1 protein-coding gene is annotated in these 1,099 nt (G+C 48.0%); it reads right to left on the bottom strand.

Annotated features, from left to right (window positions below; translation table 11 throughout):
• Positions 1–5: 5 nt before the first annotated feature.
• On the bottom strand, positions 6–1,099 hold a 1,094-nt coding region (locus JCM21738_RS21860; protein WP_081742207.1), incomplete at its 5' end, for an IS701 family transposase.

The following is a 1,099-nucleotide window of genomic DNA, read 5'->3' on the forward strand; positions in this document are numbered from 1 at the left end:
ATTTTTTAAGCAATCAGTTTGAGGGTTTTCAAGACAATTTTCAAAGGTGTGCTTGCCATTCCTTCTTGATAAGCGTACACAACCAGCTGACCAAGCATTTCGCTGCGTATTCTTCTAACGGTATCACCCAATGTGACAGGCTTGGTTTTCGACCATTCAAACCTTTGAAACTCAAGGAAGTTTTGTACCAGGTATTGAATGGTCCAATAACGTTCAATCGCCTTGAAAGAAAGCAGCTGATACTGGTCAAAGCCCAGAAGTTCCTTGAAATAGCGGTATCCCGTCTCGATTTCCCAGCGGACATTGTAATACTCCAGGATGGTGACGACATCCAGGGTGAGATCCGTACAGAGGATGCAAAACGGTTTCTGATCCTGAGTGAACTTCTTTTCCCAGGAGAGAAGTACCTTCGCATTTTCGATATCCGAAACGGGACCTTCATATTCGTAAATCCGGAACTTCCCTTTCCCCTTCACGGTCACAGAGCGAAGGTCAGGGTTCTGGATATATTGGCCGGCGAATTCCGCCATGGATACTTTGATTCCATTCGGGCGAATCTTCCGGTTCGATTTAACGGCACCGATTACATGAAAACCCTTGGCGTTACAGGTATCAACCAGTTTTCTGCTTGTATACCAGCTGTCCATCAGGACATAGACCTGTTCTTCCTCACGGGCTGGAAATGCCTGAATCATTTCCGTGGCCAGCTCGTTCTTGCTTTTGAAGGATCGATGATGTTCTTCGCAGTATTCCTGCCTGAAGTAAGGTCGGAAATCCCATGCGAAGGAATAGCCCTCAGCCACCACGTGGGTTGTCACAAGGCAGTGGGACCACACACTTTTCCCTTCCGAATGGGAAAAATGGAAATCCAGTGCTTCCATCTTTTTGGTTGAGCGATCCTTGTGACAGCCAGTGTCATCGACAATCAGGAAAATAATCGGCCTCTCATCACCCTGTTTGTGCCGAGCACGCCGAATGGAATCCATCAGGCGCGCCATTCTTCTGCGCTGGACACGATTGGCGCACCAAGGGGATTCCTTCAAGAAACGGGTCATACAGCTAAGGTCACGGTCCTTACCGGAATGGTTCCGTATCTGCG

Source organism: Mesobacillus boroniphilus JCM 21738, assembly GCF_000517385.1.
GTDB classification, from domain to species: domain Bacteria; phylum Bacillota; class Bacilli; order Bacillales; family Cytobacillaceae; genus Mesobacillus; species Mesobacillus boroniphilus.